This is a genomic window from Streptomyces sp. NPDC001568 (assembly GCF_042893755.1).
Classification (GTDB): Bacteria; Actinomycetota; Actinomycetes; order Streptomycetales; family Streptomycetaceae; genus Streptomyces.
The window spans coordinates 493,043-515,633 of the sequence record NZ_JBIAVF010000001.1 but is presented as its reverse complement, the minus strand read 5'-3'; the positions used below and the strand labels follow the sequence as shown (position 1 = coordinate 515,633).

Below are 22,591 nucleotides of genomic sequence, written 5' to 3'. Positions count from 1 at the left end.
GAGCCTAGCCTTCCGCCCGAGGGTCACCGTCCGTGCCCGTTTTGCCTTGGAGGATCCGCTCAAGACGGGCGCGGTCGGGGAGGTCGCGGGGGCGTATCACCCGGCCGCTGCGGACGTGCAGGAAGGCGGCGCCGACCCGGTCGAGGGGGATGCCGGTGGCTTCCGCCCAGGCCAGTCGGTAGACGGCGAGCTGGAGGGGGTCGGCCCGGGTGGTGCGGCCGGTCTTCCAGTCGACGACCTCGTACGAGCCGTCGGGGTTGCGGTAGACGGCGTCGATGCGGCCGCGGATGACGCGCCCCGCGAGGGTCAGCTGGACGGGGGCCTCCATCCGGTACGGGGTCCGCTCGGCGTACTCGCTGCGCTCGAAGGCCGCCTTGAGGGAGTCGAGGTCGGCCTCGTCGGCGATCTCCTGGTCGGAGCCGGGCAGCTCGGCGACGGGGTCGAGGAGGTCGAGGTGCGGCAGCGGCAGTTCGTCGAAGCGGGACTCGACCCAGGCGTGGAAGCGGGTGCCCTGGCGCGCGGCGGGCTGCGGGGGTTGGGGCATGGGGCGCGCGAGATCGCGTACGAAGCCCTGCTCGTCGGCGGCGAGGCGCATGAGTTGGCTCGCGGAGAGGGCGGAGGGCAGCTCGACGTCCCGGACGGCTGCGCGGGCGCGGCGGAGCTCGCCCTCCAGGGCGTCGAGGTCACGGTCCCAGGAGGCGATGGCGCGGGCCTCCTCGGCCGTGACGGTGGCCGGGCCGGCCGGGGGGTGGGAGTCGGCGGAGGCTCCGGAACCGGCGGCTGCCGACGCCGCCCAGGGCTCCCCGGCCCAGGGGTCGTCGTGGCCCGGGCGGGGACCGTGGCCCTGCCCCGCCGGGCCGGAGTCGTCGTGGTCGCGTCCCGCACGGCGGGGCTCGTGATGGCCCGGGCGGGCCGGGCGGGGGTGGGCGGGCCACGCCGCCTCGTCACCGTCCCAGGGGTCGTACGCGCCTCCTGTGGCTGCGGCGGGCTCGCCGGCCCAGGGGTCTTCCGGCGGCAGGTCGGGCCCACCGGTCGGGGAGCCGGGCCTCCCGGCCCGGGGGTCGTCCGGTCGCGGCTCCGCTCCCCGCGCACGGGGAGCGGGTACGGCCGCTGCCTCGCCCGCCCACAGGTCGTCCGACAGCGGCCCCGGCTCGGCGGCACGGGCGGCAGGCGCCGGGTCCTCCCCCGCGTACGGGTCGTCGAGCAGCGGTTCCGGCCCCCCGGGTCGGGCGGCGGGCAGCGCGGACTCCCCCGCATGCGGGTTGTCCGGCAGCGGGTCCGGGACGCCGGCGCGGGAGGCGGCACCGCCGTCCTGCGAAGCGCCGGACCACCCGCCGTCCGGCGCGCCCACGGTACGGGCGGCGGGCAGCGCGGGGTCTCCCGCCCACGGGCCGTCCGGCGCGCCGGCGCGAGCGGCGGGCAGCGCGGGGCCGTCCGCCCACGGGTCGTCCGGCGGCGGGTCCGCCCAGGGGGTTTCGTCGGTGGGGTCCTCGCAGTGCGGGGGCCAGAGGTAGGGGTCGTCCGGCGCCGGGGTGCCCGCCAGGTGGGACTCGACGAGGGCGGCGGCCCGTCGGCGCAGGGCCAGCGAGTCGGGGTCCAGGGGCAGCGGCCAGGAGTGCTCCGGGGTGGATTCCGCGGCGAGGGCCGGGTTCTCGGCGTCCGCGGCGGGCTCCTCGGCCCAGGCCTCGATCTCGCCGGAGCCGGCCGCGCAGTGGTCGTGCAGGGCGGTCAGGAAGTCGGAGGGGCCGCGGCGCCGCTTCTGGGTCGGTCCCCACCAGTGGCCGGAGGCGAGCAGCAGGGACCGCGGCCGGGTGAAGGTCACGTAGCCCAGGCGGAGTTCCTCGACGGCCTTGTGCTCCTTGAGGGCGGCCTTGAAGGACTTCAGGCCCGCCGAGGTCCAGGCGGGGTCGGCGGGCAGGGTCGCGGTGTCGCCGCGCAGGCCGTACGGGAGGACCTTCGCGTAGGAGGTCCAGGCCTCCGGCGGCTTCTCCTTCGGGAAGGAGCCGGCGCACAGGTCGGGGACGACGACCACGTCCCACTCCAGCCCCTTGGACTTGTGGGCGGTGAGCACCTTGACGGTGTTCTCCCCGCCGGGCAGCGCGTGGTCGAGGCCCTTCTCGTACTGGGCGGCGGTGCGCAGGAAGCCGAGGAAGGCGAGCAGGGTGGCTTCGCCGTCGAGGGCGGCGAAGCCCGCGGCGACGTCCATGAAGTGGGACAGGGTCTCGCGGCGGCGGGCCGCCAGCGCGTGCGGGGACGCGGAGAGCTCGACGTCCAGCCCGGTCGCGGCCAGGACCCGGTGCAGTACGTCCATCAGCGGGTCGGCGAGGGAACGCCGCAGGTCGCGCAGTTCCTGGGCGAGGTGCGCGAACCGGACGCGGGCGGCGGCGGAGAAGGGCAGTTCGTCGGGGGTCCGGCCGGCCCCGTCGAGGAAGGTCTCCAGGGCGTCGGCGAGGGAGACGATCTCCGCCGGGTCGACGCCTTCGACGGCGGCGGCGAGCCGCCCGTCGGGCCCGGCGTCGGGACCGGAGGGGCGGGCGACCAGCTGCCGGGCCCGGCGCCCGAGGAGGGCCAGGTCGCGGGGGCCGATCCGCCAGCGCGGGCCGACGAGGAGCCGGACGAGGGCCGCGTTGGCCCCGGGGTCCTGGAGCACCTCGCACACGGAGACCAGGTCGGCGACCTCCGGCAGGTGCAGCAACCCGGACAGGCCGACGACCTCCACCGGTACGTCCCGGGCCACCAGGACGGCCTGGATCCGGGCGAAGTCGGCGGCGGAGCGGCACAGCACGGCGATCTCGCCCGGCTCCCGGCCGGTGCGCACCAGGTGGGCGACGGAATCGCCGAGCCACTCCAGTTCCTCGGCGTGGGTCTCCAGCAGGGCGCAGCGGACCGAGCCGTCACGTTCGGCGCCGGGGGCGGGGCGCAGCGCCTCGACCCCCTCGTGCATGGCGCGCAGCGGGGCGGCGAGTCCGTTGGCCAGTTCGAGGAGGCGGCCGCCGCTGCGCCGGTTCTCGCTGAGCGAGAGGCGGGTCGCGGGGGCGCCGTCGGCGTGCGGGAAGTGTTCGGGGAAGTCGTCGAGGTTGGCGACCGAGGCTCCGCGCCAGCCGTAGATGGCCTGGCAGGGGTCGCCGACGGCGGTCACGGCGTGGCCGGTGCCGCCGCCGAAGAGCCCGGACAGCAGGAGCCGCTGGGCGACGGAGGTGTCCTGGTACTCGTCGAGGAGGACGACGCGGAACTCCTCGCGCAGCAGTGCGCCGACCTCGGGGCGGGTGGTGGCGAGCTGCGCGGAGAGGGCTATCTGGTCGCCGAAGTCGAAGAGGTCTCGGGAGCGTTTGGCGGCCCGGTAGCGCGAGACGAGCTCCAGGAGTTCGAGGCGGCCACGGACGGCTTCGGGGACCTTGCGCAGGTCCTCGTTGCTGAGGCGGGCGTCGGCGAGCTCGTCGAGCAGGGCGGTGTCGTACGCGCGGAGCCGGGCGGGGTCGACGAGGTGCTCGGAGAGTTCCCCGTCGAGCGCGAGGAGGTCCCCGACCAGGTCGGGGAGGGATTTGGTGAGGGACGGGTACGGGCCGGGGGCCTCGCGGAGCACCTTCGCGGCGAGCTGGAAGCGGGTGGCGTCGGCGAGGAGGCGGGCGCTCGGTTCAAGGCCGATGCGCAGGCCGTGGTCCTTGAGGAGCTGCCCGGCGAAGGCGTGGTAGGTGGAGATCCGGGGCTCACCGCCCGCCGCTCCGGCCTCCACGTCGGCCGGGGACGGGTCCGGGTCGCTGATGCCGGCGCGGGCGAGGGCCTTGCGGACGCGTTCGGCGAGTTCTCCGGCGGCCTTGTTGGTGAAGGTGAGTCCGAGGACCTGTTCGGGGGCGACGGCTCCGGTTCCGACGAGCCACACGACGCGGGCGGCCATGACGGTGGTCTTGCCCGAGCCGGCGCCCGCGACGACCACCTGGGGCGCGGGCGGGGCGGTGACGCAGGCCATCTGTTCGGGCGTGAAGGGGATCCCGAGGAGCTCCTTGAGCTGCTCGGGATCGGTGAGGACGGGGGTGCGCCCGGACTCGTACGCGGTCACCTCAAAAGGCTAGCCGCCCGCACCGACACTCCTCGCCGCCGTCTCATTCCACGGTCTGGCGGCCCTCGGGGCGGGCGCTGCACGCGCTGCGGAACGAGCAGCGGGCGCAGTGTTCGCCGGTGGCGGGGGCGAAGCGTTCGTCGAGGACCCGGCCGGCGGCGGTGGCCAGGAGGTCGCCGACCCATGCGCCGGAGGTTCCCTCCTGGAGGGGCTGCTGCGCCTGGATCTTCGGGATCGCGTCGCCGCCGTCCTTCTTGCCGGCGCCCTGGCGCAGTTGGACGAGTTCGGCGCCGCCGGGTTCGGGGCGCAGCCCGTCGAAGACCTCGTCGACGGCGCCCTCGCGGACGGCGAGCTGGTAGACGGCGAGCTGGGGGTGGCGGGCGACCTCGTCCTTGGTCGGCGCGCCCTTGCCGGTCTTGAAGTCGACGACGTACGCGCGGCCCTGCGGGTCGGCCTCGACGCGGTCCATGGAGCCGCGGATCCGTACGGCGTACTCGCCCGCGTCGAGGGTGACGTCGAAGTCGTGCTCGGTGGCCACGGAGGCGCGGCCGCCGCGGTCGGTGGTGTGCCAGCGCAGGAAGCGTTCGAGGGCGGCGCGGGCGTTGTCCTTCTCCTGGCGGGACTTCCAGGGGGCGTCGAAGGCGAGGGCGTCCCAGACGGAGTCGAGGCGTTCCATCAGGACGGCGAGGTCGGCGGGGGTGCGGCCGGAGGCGACCTCGTCGGCGAGGACGTGGACGACGTTGCCGAAGCCCTGGGCGGCGGTGGAGGGGGCGTCGGCCTTGACCTCGCGGCCGAGGAACCACTGGAGCGAACAGGTGTTGGCGAGCTGGTCCAGGGCGCTGCCCGACAGGGCGACGGGCCGGTCCCGGTCCCGGAGCGGGACGGTGCTGAGGGTGGGTTCGTACAGGCCCCACCAGCGCTGCGGATGGGCCGCGGGGACCAGGGGGCGGTCGTCGTCGTCGGTGAGCGCGGCGAGGCGGGCGAGGCGGCGGGCGGCGGCGTCGCGCAGGGCCTCGGAGGCGTCGGGGTCGACGGTGGTGGCGCGCAGCTCGGCGACGAGGGCGGGTACGGCTAGGGGCCGGCGGGGGCGGCCGGTGACGTCCTTGGGGGTGACGCCGAGTTCGGTGAGGAACCGGGAGGGCTGGTCGCCGTCCTCGGCGGGGGCCTTGACGGCGGTGACGACGAGGCGGTGGCGGGCGCGGGTGGCGGCGACGTAGAAGAGCCGCCTCTCCTCGGCGAGGAGCGCGCCGGGGGTGAGGGGTTCGGCGAGGCCGTCGCGGCCGATGCGGTCGGCTTCGAGGAGGGAGCCGCGGCGGCGCAGGTCGGGCCAGAGCCCTTCCTGGACCCCGGCGATGACGACGAGGCCCCATTCGAGGCCCTTGGACCGGTGGGCGGTCATCAGGGTGACGGCGTCGCGGCGGACGGCGCGGGTGGTGAGCGTGTCGGCGGCGATGTCCTCGGCTTCGAGCTGTTCGAGGAAGTTGAGGGCGCCGCGGCCGCCCGTACGTTCCTCCGCGCGGGCGGCGTTGTCGAAGAGGGCGCAGACGGCGTCGAGGTCGCGATCGGCGTTGCGGCCGGCGGCGCCGCCGCGGCGGGCGCCGCGTTCCAGGCGCTGCGGCCAGGGGGTGCCGTCCCACAGGGCCCACAGGGCCTCTTCGGCGGTGCCGCCGCCCTGGAGGAGTTCACGGGCCTTGCGCAGGAGCAGGCCGAGGCGCTGCGCTCCGCGGGCGTAGGCGGGGTCGTGGGCGGTGAGCCGCTCGGGCTCGGCGAGGGCGCGGGCCAGCAGGACGTCGGAGGGCGCGGGGGCGGTGACCCCGGCGGCCCGCTCCTCGTCGCGCAGCGCCCGACCGAGCCGCCGCAGGTCGGCGGCGTCCATGCCGCCGAGCGGCGAGCCGAGCAGCGTGAGCGCGTCCTCGACCCCGACCCAGCCCTCGCCGCCGCCGGTCGGCGGCTCGGCGGCGTCGCCCTCGCCCTCGTCGCCGTCACCGGCGCCGGTGCCGGTGACCGCCGGGCCGGCGTCGGCTGCTGGGCCGGAGCCCGTGCCGTCGAAGTCGCCCGGGACCGGTCCCGGGCCCGTGGCGGAGCCGGGCGCCCGGTCGGAGCCCGGGCCCTCGGGCAGGAGCGGCGGCGCCTCGGCGGGGCCTTCGGTCGGCGTCGGCGCGCCGGGGCGCCCGGCTCCCGCGGCCGGACCAGCGGGGTCCGGGGCGGCGGGCGGGGTCGGGGTCCCGGCGGAGCCGGTCGCCCGGTCCGCGTCCTGGCCCGCGGCAGCGGTAGGCGCCCCTGCCGCCGCATCCGCGTCCTCGGCGGCGGACAGCACGGACGGGCCCGGGATCTCGGCGGGGCCTTCGGTCGGCTGCGGTGCGCCGGGGAGGCCGCCTCCCGCGGCCGGACCAGCGGGGTCCGGGGCGGCGGGCGGGGTCGGGGTCCCGGTCGCGCCGAGGTCGGGGTCCGCGCCCCCGGCGGCTGCCGGGCTCGGGGTCGTGGCCGCCGTGGCGGCGAGGCGGAGGGCCGTCAGGAGGGGGGCCACGGCCGGTTCGTGGCGCAGCGCGGTCGCGGAGGCGTCCGTTTCGGCGGGGACGCCCGCCGCGATGAGGGCGCGCCGCATCGCCGGGAGGGTGCGCCCGCCCGCGCGGACGAGGACGGCCATGTCCTGCCAGGGCACCCCGTCCTCCAGGTGGGCGCGGCGCAGGACGTCGGCGATGTTGTCGAGCTCGGAGCCGGCCGTCGGGTACGTGTACACCTCCACGCGACCGCCCTCCCGTACCGGCTGGAGCGCCCGGTGGGCCTTGACGGCGGCGGACGGCAGGCGCGGCACCGGCATGCGGGTGGTCAGCAGCCGGGTCGCGGTGAGCAGCGCGGAGCCCGAGCGGCGGCCGACGGTGAGGGCCCGTACGGCCGCGCCGGGGAAGGCGGACTCGAAGTCCAGGACGTTGTTGATGTCGGCGCCGCGGAAGGCGTAGATCGACTGGTCGGGGTCGCCGAAGGCGACGAGCGTGCCGGCGGGGCCGTTCAGGGCGCGCAGCAGCCGCAGCTGGGAGGCGTCGGTGTCCTGGTACTCGTCGACGAGGATCACGTCGTACGCGGAGGCGAGGGCCGGGGTGCCCTCGGCCAGCAGGACGGCCCGGTGCAGGAGTTCCGCGTAGTCGAGGGCGCCCTGGAGGTCGAGGACGTCGAGGTACTCGGAGAGGAAGGCGGCGGCGGCCTTCCAGTCGGGGCGGCCGAGCCGGGTCGCGAAGGAGTCGAGCGCGGTCGGGCCGAGGCCGAGTTCGCGGGCGCGGGCGAGCACGGCTCGGACCTCGTCGGCGAAACCGCGGGTGGTGAGCGCGGCCCGCAGGTCGTCGGGCCAGCGGATGGAGCGGAGCCGGCGCTGGCCTTCGAGCAGGGTGCGGACCATGACGTCCTGCTCGGGGCCGGACAGCAGCCGCAGCGGGTCGGCGAAGAGTTCGTGGTCCTGGTGGGCGCGGACGAGGCCGTAGCAGAAGGAGTGGAAGGTGGTGGCCTGCGGGGCGCGGGCGCCGCCGAGGCGCAGGGCTGCCCGGTCGCGCAGTTCCACGGCGGCCTTGCGGCTGAAGGTGAGGATCAGGATGCGGGCGGGGTCGGTCCCGGCCTCGACGCGGGCGGCGGCGGCCTCGACGAGGGTGGTGGTCTTGCCGGTGCCCGGTCCGGCCAGGACCAGCAGCGGTCCGCCGGTGTGATCAACCACCGCGCGCTGGGCTGCGTCCAGCACAGGGGGAGCCACCTGTTCCGGCCCGGTGCGCACCAGGCGGTACGCGTCGGCAGCCCGCGTACGCCGCTCTGAGCGGCCGGAGGAAGAGGTGATCACGTGAGGTGCCGGTCCTGGTGGGTCTGCGGTTGCTGCGGTTGCTGCCGGGGTGACGGCGGCGGCGAGGACTGCGGTGACGGCACCCCTCGCGTGAGCCGAAGGGGCCACGCTACGCCAATCGCGCCGGCCGCCGCAGTCCCTCGCCCGGGGGTGGGACGTCGCCCCGAAGCCCTCCGGTGTCGTCCCCCGTACGGGCCTTCGACCGCCCGCCGGCGTTCCGCATGGCCGAAGCTGTCAGGTGTGAGCCTCGTCGCCTCCGCCCCGCTCGTCACTCCCGTCCCAGCGGGCCCGCCGCATGGCCAGCCGCGGTTCGCCGGAGGGCGTCTCGCGCAGCGGGGTGCCCTCGGTGCGGTACCGCTCCAGGGCCCGCCGCTCGCTGCCGGGCAGGGGTCGGCCGTCCGCGCGCACGACCCGCCACCAGGGGACGGCTCCTCCGTACAGGGCCATGACGCGCCCGACTTGGCGGGGTCCGCCCTCGCCGAGCCACTCCGCGACGTCCCCGTACGTCATCACCCGGCCGGGCGGAATCCGCTCGGCCGCTTCCAGCACCCGCTCCGCGTAGTCGGGCAGCTCTTCGCTCATCCGCACCATGCTGCCCGATGCCACCGACATCCGGACGGAAGCTTCGGTTCCATACCGGCGCGCACCCTGCTGCCCCGGCCGACCGTCGGTCCGTGCCACCATCTTCCGGGCGGTGACTGGTGATACGTGATCAAGAAGAGACGGATGTGACGGCGAAGGAGCAGGGTGTGAGCCCTCCGGACGGCAGTACGCCGGGCGCGGGCCGGGGCGGCCGCAAGGGCCGCGGCAAGGGCCGTCGTCGGGGCGGCCGCGCCGGTGACGGCGGGGAAGCGGGCAAACGCCCCGGCCCCGCTCCGAACGCCGCCGCCCTCGCCGAAGCGCGCCCCGGCACGCCCGCGGACGCGGGCAGCGCCGCGGTGTCCGGCGCGGGTCCCGGCTCGGGTCCCGACGCGCACCCCGAGGGCGCAGCGGTGCGCCCGGCGGATGCCGCGCACCCCGCCGAGGCCGACTCCGACGCCAAGGCCGACTCCGACGCCGCAGCCGACGCCCGGTCCGACGACGCCCACCCCGACGACCCGCCCGGTCACCACCCCACCGCCGCCGACCGCGTCGAGGTGGACGAGCCGCTGCTCGCCGCCCGCGTGCACCGGCCCTCCGACCTCGTACGTCTCCTCGCCGGCATCCTCGGCATCGCCGTCGTCCTCGGCATCGCCGCGTTCGCCCACGCCACCACCGCCGGCCTGGAGCAGGACATCACCAAGGGCACCGGCCAGGCGCCCGATCTGTTGATCAAGGTCGCGGGCCTGGTGTCCTCGATCGCCGTACTGCTGGTCCCGGTGGCCTTCGCCATCGAGCGGCTGATCAAGCGCGACGGGCTGCGCATCGCCGACGGCGTCCTCGCCGCCGTCCTCGCGCACGGCGTCACCCTCGCCACCGACCTGTGGGTCTCGCAGGCGGCATCCGCCACCGTCCAGGACGCCCTCACCCGGCCCACCGGGGTCGCCGGGGCGCTCACCGATCCGGTGCACGGCTACCTCGCGCCCGTGATCGCGTACATGACCGCAGTCGGGATGACCCGGCGCCCGCGCTGGCGGGTGGCCCTGTGGGTGGTGCTGCTGCTGGACGCCTTCGCGATGCTGGTCAGCGGCTACACCACGCCGTTCTCGATCATCCTGACGGTGCTGATCGGCTGGAGCGTCGCGTACGGCACCCTGTACGCGGTCGGCTCGCCGAACGTGCGGCCGACCGGGCAGAACCTCCTCGCCGGACTGCGCCGGGTCGGCTTCCAGCCGGTCAGCGCGATGCGCGCGGAGGCGCCCGACGGGGACGGCGCCGAGGCCGGGGACCGGGGGCGGCGCTACCACGTCACCCTGGAGGACGGGCCCGCGCTGGACGTCACCGTCGTGGACCGCGAACAGCAGGCCCAGGGCTTCTTCTACCGGGTGTGGCGACGGCTGACCCTGCGCGGGATCACCACGCGGCGCAGCATCCAGTCCCTGCGCCAGGCGCTGGAGCAGGAGGCCCTGCTCGCGTACGCGGCCATCGCGGCCGGGGCGAACGCGCAGAAGCTGATCGCCACCTCCGAGCTGGGGCCGGACGCCGTGATGCTCGTCTACGAGCACCTGGGCGGGCGGAGCCTTGACGCGCTGTCCGACGAGGAGATCACCGACGAGCTGTCCCGCAACGCGTGGGAGCAGGTACGGGCCCTCCAGTCGCGGCGCATCGCGCACCGCAGGCTCACCGGGGACGCGTTGGTGGTGGATCGTTCCGGCAAGGTCATCCTCACCGACCTGCGGGGCGGCGAGATCGCGGCCGGTGACCTGGTGCTGCGGATGGACATCGCGCAGCTGCTGACGACGCTGGGCCTGCGGGTCGGCCCGGAGCGGTCGGTGGCCTCGGCGGTCTCGGTGCTCGGGCCCGACGCGGTGGCGGACTGCCTGCCGCTGCTCCAGCCGATCGCGCTGAGCCGCTCCACCCGCTCGACGCTGCGCAGGCTCGCGCGGGAGCGGGCGGCCCGGGAGCGGGAGGCCGTACTGGAGTCCTCGCGGATCGCGAAGGCCGAGCGCGAGGCGGGCGCGGAGCAGGCCGCGGCGTCGACCAGCCCGGCCGCCGAGCGCAAGGCCGAGAAGCGGGCGCTGGACGACGCCATGGAAGAGGCGCGGGAGGAGGACCTCCTCAGCCAGATCCGCCGGCAGGTGCTGCTCATCCGTCCGCAGGCGCCGGTGGAACCGGCCCGGCTGGAGCGGATCCGGCCGCGCACGCTGGTGTCCTTCATCGCGGCGGCGTTCGCGGCGTACTTCCTGCTGTCGCAGATCGCCGACCTGCAACTCGGGACCATCATCGCGAACGCCCAGTGGGGCTGGGTCGGGGCGGCGCTGGCCTTCTCGGTGCTCAGCTACTTCGCCGCCGCGATGAGCCTGCTGGGCTTCGTACCGGAGCGGGTGTCGTTCCTGCGGACGGTGGTCGCCCAGGTGGCGGGCTCCTTCGTGAAGCTGGTGGCGCCGGCCGCGATCGGCGGTGTCGCGCTGAACACGCGCTTCCTCCAGCGGGCCGGGATCCGGCCGGGGCTGGCGGTGGCGAGCGTCGGCGCCTCGCAGCTGTTCGGGCTGGCCAGCCACGTCCTGCTGCTGCTGGCGTTCGGCTATCTGACGGGCACCGAGAAGACCCCGGAGATGACGCCGTCCCGAGCGGTCATCGCGGGTCTGCTGACGGTCGCGGTGCTGGTGCTGGTGGTGACGGCGGTCCCGTTCCTGCGGAAGTTCGTCGTGACCCGGGTCCGGGCCCTGTTCGCGGGTGTCGTCCCGCGCATGCTCGACGTCCTGCAGCGGCCCCAGAAGCTGCTGACCGGCATCGGCGGCATGCTGCTGCTGACCGGCTGCTTCGTCCTGTGCCTGGACGCCTCGATCCGCGCCGTCGGGGGCGGCGAGGACATCAGCTACGCGAGCATCGCGGTGGTCTTCCTCGCCGGCAACGCCCTGGGCTCGGCCGCGCCGACCCCGGGCGGCATCGGCGCGGTGGAGGCCGCGCTCGTGGTCGGCCTGGTCGCGGCCGGCCTGGACCGGGACATCGCCATCTCGGCGGTCCTCCTGTTCCGCACGATGACCTTCTGGCTCCCGGTCCTCCCGGGCTGGATCTCCTTCAACTTCCTGACCCGCAAGGAAGCGATCTAGCCACCGCCCCCGCGCTCCCGGGCGGGGCGAGCCGTGCCCGCCCGGGAGCGCGGGCACGGCTCAGGTGCGTACGGGGAAGGCCGCCTGGAACGCGAGCCGCGGGCCGGCCCCCGCGCCGATCCGCTCCAGCAGCCCGTCGAGGGCGAGGTACTCCTCCCACGGGGGCCTCCCGGTCGCCCCGCTGAGTCGGCCGACGAGCAGGTCCTCCAGCTCCGGGACCCGTTTGTCCTTCCACACCTTGTCGGCGGTGCTGACCAGCAGGTCCTCCGTCAGCACGCCGGGCCGCGTCCAGGCCGCGTGGGTGCCGGCGAACCGGGCCGATTCCGCGGGGAAGCCGCGTTCCATCAGGAGGGTCCGGCCGGCCTCCTCGTGGGCCGAGCCCGGCCCGGACAGTTCCTCCGGGTGCAGGGTCTTGCCGATGTCGTGGGTGGCGGCCCCGAAGAGCACGGCCTCCCGGTCGAAGGCGAGGTCCGGGCACCGGTCGCGAACCCAGTCGGCGAGCTGCCACGCCACGTCGTGGACGGCCCTCAGGTGCGCGGCCAGGCGGGGCGGGGCTTCGAGGGAGCGCAGCATGTCGGCCACCACCGGCGGCAGGGGCCTCAGGGCGGGTTCGGCGTCGGATTCCAGGGCGCGTGACAGGGCGTCGACTGAGGGCATCGGCGCAGGATAGCCCCGGCGGGCGGGGGCGGATGGCCGCGCCCGCCCTCAGAACGCCGTGAGCAGGGTGGTCAGGAGGGCGGCCGAGAGGGCGAGTTCGACCGCGCCGACCACCGGGGGTTTCAGGCCTCGGCCCGGGAGGGCGATCGCGCGGACGAGGCAGGCCGTGAAGGGGAGGGCCAGCCAGGGGGACAGGGCGCTCGCCGCGGCCAGGGCCGGCGCGTGGTAGGCGATGGAGCCGCGCCGGTACGCCGGGGAGCGGCGCTCGCGGATCATGGTCTTCACGTACGGCACGGTCCCCGCGAAGTAGAGCAGGCAGGCCAGCGCCGGCCGCCACACGGCCCCCGGGTCCGCACCGCCGAGCCGGGCCGCGACCAGCAGCATCCCGCAGGCCGGGACCACCGCGACCAGGCCGTTGACCAGCGCCCGCTCCCGGCCCCGCACCGCGTACCGGGTGTTCACCGCGACGAAGGGCGCCGCCGCCGTGCCCGCGAGGAGCAGCCAGGGGTTCAACGCCACCAGGGGCAGGCCCGCCGCAGCGGCGGCGCCGCCCAGGACCGCCGCCGGACGGCCGTGCCGGCCGGCCGAGCGCAGGCCGCGCGCCCGCAGCCGCAGCCACTGCTGGGCGTGGAAGACGGCCGCGTACCCGAGGAGCCAGCCGACGAGGAGCAGGACGTGCTCGGGGCCGGGGCGGGGCGCGAGGAAGGTGCCCACGAGGAAGGGCACGGCCAGCATCGCCCACGCCCCGTGCTGGTCGGGGATCCAGCGGTATCCGTCGGCTGCCACCGCCGCGCCCTCCTCCTGTTGCCGCGCTCCGCCCGATTCGCCAGCGACCCCGCGCAGTTGGGGTCCCCTCTCAGGGTGGACCCGCGGGGCCCGCGAAAGTGTGGAAGGAGGTCACGGGTGGACGGGACCTTTGTCACCGGGTTCGCGGCCGCGGCGGGCGTAGCGTCGATCCGGGGTCCGTTCCGTCCCGTTTCCCGCCCTGGAGGGTCGTTGTGCACGAGCGTCAGAAGAGCCGGGGGCGTCAGGAGAGCCGGGGGCGTCAGGAGGACCGGGCGCGGCCGAACGCCGTCGAGTCGCTCATCAGGGCGGGCAGCTTCTTCACCCGCGCCGAGGTGTCCGACGACCTGCGTACGGTGCACCGGACGGGCGGCCGCGCCGCCGAAGCCTTCTACCGGGACCGGTGGAGCCACGACAAGGTCGTGCACTCCACGCACGGCGTGAACTGCACGGGTTCCTGCCGCTGGAAGGTGTTCGTCAAGGACGGGATCATCACCTGGGAGACCCAGGCCACCGACTATCCGTCCGTCGGTCCGGACCGTCCCGAGTACGAGCCGCGCGGCTGCCCGCGCGGTGCCTCGTTCTCCTGGTACTCCTACTCCCCCACCCGGGTCCGCTACCCGCTCGTGCGCGGCACGCTGCTGGAGATGTACCGCGAGGCCAAGGCGCGTCTGGGCGATCCGGTCGCGGCGTGGGCGGACGTCCAGGGCGATCCGGAGCGCCGGCGGGCGTACCAGCGGGCTCGCGGCAAGGGCGGTCTGGTGCGCGCGACCTGGGAGGAGGCGACCGAGATCATCGCCGCCGCGCACGTGCACACCATCGCGGAGCACGGTCCGGACCGGGTCGCGGGCTTCTCGCCGATCCCCGCGATGTCGATGGCCTCGCACGCGGCGGGCGCCCGCTTCCATTCGCTCATCGGCGCCCCGATGTTGAGCTTCTACGACTGGTACGCCGACCTTCCGGTGGCGTCCCCGCAGGTGTTCGGCGACCAGACGGACGTGCCCGAGTCGGGCGACTGGTGGGACGCGGCGTACCTGATGATGTGGGGCTCGAACGTCCCGGTGACCCGCACTCCGGACGCGCACTGGATGACGGAGGCCCGCTACCGGGGCCAGAAGGTCGTCACCGTCTCCCCGGACTTCGCGGACAACACGAAGTTCGCCGACGAGTGGATGCACCCGCACCCCGGTACGGACGGGGCGTTGGCCCTGGCGATGGGCCACGTCGTCCTCAAGGAGTTCTTCGTGGAGAAGGAGACCCCCTTCTTCACCGACTACGTCCGCCGGTACACCGACCTGCCCTTCCTGGTCTCGCTCACGGAGACCGAACGGGGCCTGGTGCCGGGCAAGTTCGTCACGGCGGCCGATCTCGGGCAGGACACCGAGAACGCAGAGTGGAAGACCGTCCTCGTCGACGACGTCACGGGTGCGGCCGTCGTCCCGAACGGCACCCTCGGGCACCGCTGGGGGAAGAACGAGACGCCCGAGTGGAACCTGGACCTCGGGGACACCGTGCCCCGGCTGTCGCTCCTCGGGGAAGGCGCGAGCGCCGAGATCGTCCTGCCGCGCTTCGAGGACGACGAGCGGGGCGGCGTCGTCCGTCGCGGGGTGCCGGTGCGGCGGCTCGGCGACCGGCTCGTCACCACCGTCTTCGACCTGATGCTGGCCCAGTACGGGGTCGGCCGCCCGGGCCTGCCCGGCGAGTGGCCCACCGGGTACGAGGACGCCTCGCAGCCCGGCACCCCCGGCTGGCAGGAGTCGCTGACGTCGGTACCGGCGGCCCAGGCGGCCCGCGTGGCACGGGAGTTCGCGCAGACGGCCGAACGGTCCGGGGGCCGTTGCATGATCCTGATGGGCGCCGGCACCAACCACTGGTTCCACTCCGAGACCATCTACCGCTCCTTCCTGGCCCTGCTCACCCTCACCGGCTGCCAGGGCCGCAACGGGGGCGGCTGGGGGCACTACGTCGGGCAGGAGAAGTGCCGTCCGGTCACCGGCTGGGCCACCCTCGCGGCGGCCTCCGACTGGTCGCGGCCACCGCGCCAGATGATCGGCGCGGCCTGGTTCTACCTGCACACCGACCAGTGGCGCTACGACACCCTGCCCGCCGAGGCGTTGGCCTCGCCGCTCGCGTCGGGCGCGTTCGCGGGGATGACGGGCGCGGACTGCCTGGCGGCGAGCGCCCGCATGGGGTGGATGCCGTCGTACCCGACCTTCGACCGCAACCCGTTGGAGCTGGCGGAGGCCGAGGACCCCGTCGGCGAAACGGTCCGTCGCCTCCAGGACGGCACCCTGGGCTTCGCCGGCGAGGACCCGGACGCCCCGCGGAACTGGCCGCGCGTCCTCAACGTGTGGCGGGCCAACCTCCTCGGTTCCAGCTCCAAGGGCAACGAGTACTTCCTCAAGCACCTCCTGGGCACCCACTCCAACCTCCCGGACGACGGCCCGCGTTGTGAGCCGAGGGACGTCACCTACCGGGAGGAGGACGTCGAGGGGAAGCTGGACCTGCTGATGTCCATGGACTTCCGGATGACGTCCACGACGCTGCTCTCCGACGTGGTCCTCCCGGCGGCCACCTGGTACGAGAAGCACGACCTGTCCTCGACGGACATGCACCCCTTCCTGCACGCGTTCACCCCGGCGGTGGACCCGCCCTGGCAAGCCCGTTCCGACTACGACGCCTTCCTCGCGATCGCCCGCCGCTTCGGCGAGCTGGCCGGGCCCCGGCTCGGCGTTCGCAAGGACCTCGTCGCCACCGCGCTCCAACACGACACGGCGGGCGGCGAGATGGCCCAGCCGGGCGGGGTGGCCCTGGACTGGTCGAAGGGCGAGTGCGCACCCGTACCCGGGCGGACCATGTACAACCTGACGGTCGTCGAGCGGGACTACGGCGCGGTCGGCGAGAAGTTCGCCGCGCTCGGCCCGCTCGTGGAGCGGCTCGGCGTGACGACGAAGGCCATCACCTACGACGTGGCCGAGGAGGTCACCTACCTCGGCGAGAAGAACGGCCTGGTCAGGGGTGGTGTGGCGGACGGCCGTCCGCGTCTGGACACGGCCCGGCGGGCCTGCGAGGCGATCCTCTCGCTGTCCGGCACCTCCAACGGGCGGCTGGCGACCCAGGGGTTCGAGACGCTGGAGAAGCAGGTCGGCACGCGCATGGCGCACCTGGCCGCCGAGGCGGAGGGCAAGCGGATCACCTTCGCCGACACGCAGGCCCGCCCGGTCCCGGTGATCACCTCGCCGGAGTGGTCGGGCTCCGAGGCCGGTGGTCGCCGCTACACGGCCTTCACCGTGAACACCGAGCACCTCAAGCCCTGGCACACCCTCACCGGCCGCCAGCACTTCTTCCTCGACCACGACTGGCTGCACGAGGTCGGCGAGTCCCTTCCCGTCTACAAGCCGCCGCTGAACATGCACACCCTGTACGGGGAGCCCGAGTTGGGCGTCGTCGACGGGAAGACGGTCGCCGTCCGCTACCTGACCCCGCACAACAAGTGGGCGATCCACAGCCAGTACCAGGACAACCTGTACATGATGACGCTCGGCCGGGGCGGCCAGACGGTGTGGATGTCCCCGCAGGACGCCGAGGCGATCGGTGTCGCGGACAACGACTGGATCGAGGCGGTCAACCGCAACGGGGTGGTCACCGCCCGCGCGATCGTCTCCCACAAGATGCCGCCCGGCACGGTCTATATGAACCACGCGCAGGAGCGGACCGTCGGCGTCCCGAAGACGGAGAAGACCGGCCGCCGCGGCGGCATCCACAACTCGCTGACCCGGGTGATGCTCAAGCCCACCCACCTGATCGGCGGCTACGCCCAGCTGACCTGGGCCTTCAACTACCTCGGCCCGACCGGGAACCAGCGCGACGAGGTGACGGTCATCCGCCGCCGCGACCAGAAGGTGGAGTACTGATCCGCATGCGCGTCATGGCACAGATCGCGATGGTCATGAACCTCGACAAGTGCATCGGCTGTCACACCTGTTCGGTCACCTGCAAGCAGGCGTGGACCAACCGGCAGGGCACCGAGTACGTCTGGTTCAACAACGTGGAGACCCTCCCCGGCCAGGGCTACCCGCGCCGCTGGGAGGACCAGGAGAAGTGGAAGGGCGGCTGGGAGCGCACCCGCTCCGGCCGACTGCGGCTGCGGGCGGGCGGGCGCCTCGCCAAACTGGGCAAGATCTTCGCGAACCCGGACCTGCCGGGGATCGACGACTACTACCAACCGTGGACCTACGAGTACAAGAACCTCACCGAGGCGCCGGCCGGCGACGACCTGCCCACGGCCCGGCCCGTCTCCCAGCTCACGGGGGAACCCATCGACAGGATCGAATGGGGTCCCAACTGGGACGACAACCTCGGCGGCGCCCCCGCGCACGCGCCGAAGGACCCGATGGTGGAGAAGGTCCGCGACGAGGTCGGCGAGAAGATCCGCTTCGAGTTCGAGCAGAGCTTCATGTTCTACCTCCCCCGGATCTGCGAGCACTGCCTGAACCCGGCCTGCGTCTCGTCCTGCCCCTCGGGCGCGATGTACAAGCGCGAGGAGGACGGCATCGTCCTCGTCGACCAGGACCGCTGCCGCGGCTGGCGCATGTGCGTGACGGGCTGCCCGTACAAGAAGGTGTACTTCAACCACCACACCGGCAAGGCCGAGAAGTGCACGTTCTGCTTCCCGCGCATCGAGGTCGGGATGCCCACCGTGTGCTCCGAGACCTGCGTGGGCCGGATGCGCTACCTCGGCGTGATGCTCTACGACGCCGACGCGGTGGCGCGGGCCGCGGCCGTCGAGGACGAGCACGACCTGTACCCCGCCCAGGTGGACTGCTTCCTGGACCCCCACGACCCGGCCGTGGCCGCGGCCGCCCGGGCGGCCGGCATCACCGACGAGTGGCTGGAGGCGGCCCGCGAGTCGCCCGTGTACGACCTGATCGCCGGCTACCAGGTCGCCCTCCCCCTCCATCCGGAGTACCGCACCATGCCGATGGTCTGGTACGTCCCCCCGCTGTCCCCCGTCGTCGAGGCGGTCGCCGCCACCGGCAGCGACGGCGAGGACGCGGGCAACCTGTTCGGGGCGATCGACGCGCTGCGCATCCCCGTCGAGTACCTGGCGGCGATCCTCACGGCGGGCGACACGTACGCCGTCGAGGCGGTGCTGCGCCGGATGGCGGCCATGCGGGCCTACATGCGGAAGATCAACCTCGGCGAGCCGAAGGACGAGTCGATCGCCGCCGCGGTCGGGCTGACCGGCCGCGAGATGGAGGACATGTTCCGGCTGCTGGCCATCGCCAAGATCGAGGACCGGTACGTGGTCCCCACGGCCGCCCGCCCCGAGGCGGACGCCCTCGCCGACACCCACCCGCTCGACGCCGGCTGCCCCGTGGGCGAGCCGGCGGAGCCCCGCGTGATGCTCAACCTCAGCTCCACCAGGAGGAGTTCGTGAACCCCCATGGCCTGGTACGCCTGGTCGCCGGCTGCGCCCTGCAGTACCCGGGCGAGCACTTCCACGACGAGCTCCCCCGGCTCCGGGCGGCCCTCGCCGGGGCACCCGCCCAACCGGCCGCGCTGCTCCGCGCGTTCCTCGACCACACCGAGCGGCTCGGGCCGATCGAGCTGTGCGCCGAGTACACCGCCACGTTCGACACCCGCAACCGGCGCTGCCTCTACCTGACCTGGTGGACCGACGGCGACACGCGCCGGCGCGGCCTGTCCCTCGTCCGACTCAAGCGGATCTACCGGGACTTCGGGCTGGAGTTCGCCGGCGAGGAACTCCCCGACTTCCTGCCGGTGGCCCTGGAGTTCGCGGCGCTGCGGGAGGAGGCCGGCACCGAACTGCTCCAGGAGCACCGGGCCGGGCTGGAGCTGCTGCGCCTCGCGCTCACCGAGTCCGGGTCCCCGTACGCCCGTGTCCTGGAGGCCGTCTGCGCGACCCTGCCCGGCACCTCGCCGCAGACCCGGGCGGCGGCGAAGGCGCTGGCGCGCAACGGGCCGCCGCAGGAGCTGGTGGGCGCGGGCTCGGCGCTCGAACCGTTCGGCCCGGGCATCGAATCGCCGCAGGACCTGCCGGCGGACTTCCCCGCGGTGCTCGCGGGCGGCTTCCCGCCCGCGCGGACCGCCGACCTCCCCTGGCCCACCGCCGGAAGGAGGACGGCCTGATGGACCTCCTCCTGTGGGGCGTGCTGCCGTACGTCTCGATCGCCCTGCTCGTCGCGGGCACCGTCTGGCGGGCCCGCTACGACCAGTTCGGCTGGACCACCCGCTCCTCGCAGTCGCACGAGTCCCGGCTGCTGCGGATCGGCTCCCCGCTCTTCCACTTCGGCATGCTGTTCGTCGTCGTGGGCCACGTCGTCGGCCTGCTGGTCCCGATGGACTGGACCGACGCCCTCGGGCTGAGCGACCACGCCTACCACCTCCTCGCCGTCTCCACCGGCGCCGTCGCGGGCGTCGCGGCCGCCGCGGGCATCGGGATCCTGGTGTACCGCCGGTTCACGGTCCCGGCGGTCCGCCGGGCGACCCTGCGCGGCGACCACCTGATGTACACCGTCCTGCTCGGCGCGATGGCGCTCGGGCTGACGGCCACCCTCCTCAACTCGACCGGACAGACCGGTGGTTACAACTACCGCGAGGGCATCTCGATCTGGTTCCGCAGCCTGTTCACCCTCACCCCCGACTACGGGTTGATGGCCGGCGCGCCGCTGGTCTTCAAGCTGCACATCCTGTTCGGCCTCACCCTGTTCGCGCTGATCCCGTACTCGCGGCTGGTGCACATGTTCTCCGCGCCGCTGAAGTACCTGGCCCGGCCCTACGTGGTCTACCGGCGACGCGATCCCGGGCAGCAGGCGAACCGTCCGCCGAAGCGGGGCTGGGAGCGGCTGTCGTGAAGCGGCCCACCATCGTGCGCCGGCCCCGGCACGCGGTCGCCGAACGCCCCTTCCTCGTCATCTGGGAGGCCACCCGGGCCTGCCCGCTGGCCTGCCTGCACTGCCGGGCCGAGGCGCTGACGGCCCGCGACCCGCGGGAACTCGACGGGGCGGACGCGCGCCGGGTGATGGAGCAGAGTGCCGCCTTCGGCCGGCCCGGTCCGCTGTTCGTGATCACCGGCGGGGACCCCTTCCAGCGCGCCGACCTCACGGAGCTGATCGCGTACGGGACCTCGCTCGGGCTGCGGGTCGCCGTCTCCCCCTCCGGGACCCCGACCCTGACCCGGGAGAACCTCGCAGCCGTCCGGGACGCCGGCGCGGTGGCGCTCTCGCTGTCCCTGGACGCCTCCACCGCCGCCCGGCACGACGCCTTCCGGGGCGTGCCCGGCGTGTACGAGCGGACCCTGGAGGGCTGGCGGGCCGCCCGCGAACTGGGCCTGAAGGTGCAGGTCAACACCACGGTCTCGCGCGACGGCCTGGAGGACCTCGCCGACATCGCGGACCTCGTGCGGCGCGAGGGCGCGATGCTGTGGTCGGGCTTCCTGCTGGTGCCGACCGGGCGGGCGCGGGGCATGGACCCGCTCACCCCGGCGGAGATCGAGGACGTCCTGCACTTCCTGCACGACTGCGGCGCGGTGATGGCCACCAAAACCACGGAGGGCCACCACTTCCGCCGGGTCGCGCTCCAGCGGACCGTGCTCGACGCGCGCGGCGAGCGTCCCGCCCTCGGCCCGCTGTACGAGCGGCTGCGCGCCCGCGCCGGCGACCTCGGGTTCTTCGAGGGCGCGCGGCGGGCCGTGCGCCGGGCCCCGATGGACGTCTCCTCGGGGCGCGGCTTCGTCTTCGTCTCGCACACCGGCGAGGTGCACCCGAGCGGCTTCCTGCCGCTGTCCGGCGGCAACGTGAAGGACCGCACGCTGACCTCGGTCTACCGGGAGTCGGAGCTGTTCGCCTCGCTGCGCGATCCCGCGCTGCTGCGCGGCCGGTGCGGGGCGTGCGAGTACAGGGGGGTGTGCGGGGGCTCGCGGTCGCGGGCGTACGGCGCCACCGGGGACGTGCTGGCGGCGGATCCCTACTGCGCGTACGAGCCGGGGAGCTTCCCGTATCCGCGGGAGGTGGCGGCCCTGACCGAAAGCACGATATGCCGAGCCCCCTCTCTCCCATATGTTCCATAAGGGAACATATCGTCCACGGCCGCAGGAGAAGACAATGCGTTCAGTGATCGTCGTCGGTGGCGGCATCAGCGGTCTGGCGGCCGCCTGGCAGCTGCGCGGACGCGCGGACGTCACCGTGCTGGAGGGCCAGGCCCGGGTCGGCGGCAAGCTGCGTACGGGCACCATCGCCGGCGTCACCGTCGACGAGGGCGCCGAGTCACTGATGGCGCTGCGACCGGAGGCCGTGGAACTGGCCGCGGCCGTCGGCCTGGGCAACGCCCTGTGCGACCCGGCGCGGTCCCCCACCACCGTCTGGACCGACGGCGCCCTGCGCCCGCTGCCCGCCGGGCACGTCATGGGCATCCCCACCGACCCCTCCGCCCTGACCGGCACCGGGCTGCTCTCCCCGGAGGGCGTCCGGCGGGCCGCGGCGGAGGAGACCCTCCCGGCCGCCCCGCTCACGGCGGACTGCTCGGTCGGCGCCTACCTCGGCGCCCGCCTCGGCCAGGAGGCCGTCGACCGGCTGGTCGAACCCCTGCTGGGCGGCGTCTACGCCGGCCGCGCCGACCGCCTCTCGCTGCGCGCGGCGATGCCCCGCATCGCCGCCCTCGCCGAACAGGGCGCCCCGCTGCTGCCCGCCCTGCGCCGGATGCGGGCCGCGGGCGCGCCCCGCTCGGCCGCGGTGGCCGTACAGGGCGTGGCCGGCGGCACGGGCCGGTTCCCGCAGGCCGTGGCGCGGGCCTGCGGCGCGCGCATCCTCACCTCCACGACGGCCCGGTCCCTGCACCGGCTGCCGGGCGGCGGCTGGCGCGTCCAGGCGATGACCTCCGACGGCCCGCTGACGATGGACGCCGACGCCGTGATCCTCGCGCTCCCCGCGTTCGCCGCGGCCGAACTGCTGCGGCCCCACTCCCCCCTCGCCGAGGAGGAGCTCGCGGCCATCCAGCACGCCTCGACCGCCGTCGTCACCATGGCCTTCTCCCGGGCCAGGTCCCGCTTCCTGCCCCAGGGCAACGGCTTCCTCGTCCCGCCCGTGGACGGCCACGCCCTCAAGGCCGCCTCGTTCCTCTCCAACAAGTGGGCCTGGATGCAGGACTCGGCCCCCTCCGTGTTCGTGCTCCGCGCCTCCATCGGCCGGATCGGCGAGGAAGAGCTGCTGGACCGGCCCGACCGGCACCTGGTGCGCACCGCGATCGCCGAACTCCACCACGCGGTGGGCCCCATGGGCGAACCCCTGGCCGCCCGCGTGACCCGCTGGGACCGGGGGCTGCCGCAGTACGGCGTCGGCCACCGGGAGCGGGTGACGCGCATCCGCGAGGCCGTCGGCAAGCTCCCCGGCCTCGCGGTGTGCGGAGCGGCGTACGAGGGCGTGGGCGTCGCGGCCTGCGTGGCGACGGGCCGCAACGCCGCGAAGGAGATCCTGGCCGACGACTGACCCCGACGCCGACACGGCGGGGCCGTCGGCCCCCCGAACGGCCCACGGCGCGGGCGGAGCGGCCACGGCCCCC

General features: G+C 74.7%; 12 protein-coding genes. 7 read left to right on the top strand and 5 right to left on the bottom strand.

The annotated features are described in order from the left end of the window. Positions 1–4: 4 nt before the first annotated feature. From ACFY0I_RS02435 to ACFY0I_RS02425, 3 genes are all read right to left on the bottom strand, one after another. Positions 5–4,057: a UvrD-helicase domain-containing protein gene (locus ACFY0I_RS02435; RefSeq protein ID WP_388888996.1), complete on the bottom strand. Its 4,053-nt coding sequence runs from the start codon at positions 4,055–4,057 to the stop codon at positions 5–7. Between the two features lie 43 nt (positions 4,058–4,100). After that, entirely contained in the window at positions 4,101–7,817 is a 3,717-nt protein-coding gene (locus ACFY0I_RS02430; RefSeq protein ID WP_388889314.1) for a UvrD-helicase domain-containing protein, read from the bottom strand. Between the two features lie 297 nt (positions 7,818–8,114). Next, a complete protein-coding gene (locus ACFY0I_RS02425; protein WP_388888993.1) occupies positions 8,115–8,462 on the bottom strand; it encodes an MGMT family protein in 348 nt (115 codons plus the stop codon). 167 nt (positions 8,463–8,629) lie between these two features. Between ACFY0I_RS02425 and ACFY0I_RS02420 the strand changes: the two genes are divergently transcribed. Beyond that, positions 8,630–11,572, top strand: a complete 2,943-nt coding sequence (locus ACFY0I_RS02420) for a YbhN family protein (protein ID WP_388888991.1) — start codon at positions 8,630–8,632, stop codon at positions 11,570–11,572. 60 nt (positions 11,573–11,632) lie between these two features. Here ACFY0I_RS02420 and ACFY0I_RS02415 read toward each other — a convergent pair whose 3' ends face one another. Next, positions 11,633–12,229: an HD domain-containing protein gene (locus ACFY0I_RS02415; protein WP_388888988.1), complete on the bottom strand. Its 597-nt coding sequence runs from the start codon at positions 12,227–12,229 to the stop codon at positions 11,633–11,635. A 48-nt stretch (positions 12,230–12,277) separates the two neighbouring features. After that, the gene (locus ACFY0I_RS02410; protein ID WP_388888985.1) at positions 12,278–13,015 is read right to left on the bottom strand and encodes a YwiC-like family protein; all 738 of its coding nucleotides are present in this window, start codon (positions 13,013–13,015) and stop codon (positions 12,278–12,280) included. A 299-nt stretch (positions 13,016–13,314) separates the two neighbouring features. Here ACFY0I_RS02410 and ACFY0I_RS02405 point away from each other — a divergent pair, with 299 nt between their 5' ends. The 6 genes from ACFY0I_RS02405 to hemG are packed head-to-tail and all read left to right on the top strand — an operon-like array spanning position 13,315 to position 22,518. After that, positions 13,315–16,926 (top strand): nitrate reductase subunit alpha, encoded by a 3,612-nt coding sequence (locus tag ACFY0I_RS02405; protein ID WP_388889311.1) that lies wholly within the window; start codon positions 13,315–13,317, stop codon positions 16,924–16,926. A 5-nt stretch (positions 16,927–16,931) separates the two neighbouring features. Then, positions 16,932–18,452: a nitrate reductase subunit beta gene (narH, locus tag ACFY0I_RS02400; protein ID WP_388888983.1), complete on the top strand. Its 1,521-nt coding sequence runs from the start codon at positions 16,932–16,934 to the stop codon at positions 18,450–18,452. Beyond that, positions 18,449–19,165, top strand: coding sequence for a nitrate reductase molybdenum cofactor assembly chaperone (gene narJ / locus ACFY0I_RS02395; protein ID WP_388888981.1), 717 nt, complete (start codon positions 18,449–18,451; stop codon positions 19,163–19,165). The genes narH and narJ overlap by 4 nt, the downstream gene beginning before the upstream one ends. Then, complete coding sequence (narI, locus tag ACFY0I_RS02390) at positions 19,165–19,890, top strand: respiratory nitrate reductase subunit gamma (protein WP_388888978.1); 726 nt, start codon at positions 19,165–19,167, stop codon at positions 19,888–19,890. The genes narJ and narI overlap by 1 nt, the downstream gene beginning before the upstream one ends. Continuing rightward, complete coding sequence (locus tag ACFY0I_RS02385; RefSeq protein WP_388888975.1) at positions 19,887–21,104, top strand: TIGR04053 family radical SAM/SPASM domain-containing protein; 1,218 nt, start codon at positions 19,887–19,889, stop codon at positions 21,102–21,104. Before narI ends, ACFY0I_RS02385 begins: the two co-directional genes overlap by 4 nt. Before the next feature lie 34 nt (positions 21,105–21,138). Further along, on the top strand, positions 21,139–22,518 hold the full coding sequence (gene hemG / locus ACFY0I_RS02380) for a protoporphyrinogen oxidase (RefSeq protein WP_388888973.1): 1,380 nt from the start codon (positions 21,139–21,141) through the stop codon (positions 22,516–22,518). The last annotated feature ends 73 nt before the right edge of the window (positions 22,519–22,591 follow it).